Source organism: Brevundimonas sp. P7753 (assembly GCF_013386595.1).
Classification (GTDB): Bacteria; Pseudomonadota; Alphaproteobacteria; order Caulobacterales; family Caulobacteraceae; genus Brevundimonas; species Brevundimonas bullata.
Genome location: NZ_JACARP010000248.1, coordinates 1 through 202, shown reverse-complemented (window position 1 = coordinate 202; position 202 = coordinate 1). Strand labels below are relative to the sequence as shown.

At 66.3% G+C, this 202-nt stretch carries 1 protein-coding gene; it reads left to right on the top strand.

The annotated features are described in order from the left end of the window. Positions 1-202: hypothetical protein (locus HX774_RS19420; protein WP_178829033.1), on the top strand; the 202-nt coding region annotated here is incomplete at both ends.

The window sequence follows — 202 nt, the reverse complement described above, 5'->3', positions numbered from 1 at the left end:
GATCGGCGGCGGCGGCGGCACCTCGGGTGTGATCGCCGTGAGCGGCAGCACCAAGCAAGCCAGCGACAAACAGTCCAAGGGCGGCGGTGTCTCGATCGGTATCGAAGGCGGCGTTGCGGCTGTTTCGGACGATGTCACGGTCACGACCGATGGCGTCATCTATACGGCCGGCGATGAATCGCGCGGCGTTCTGGCGCAGTCG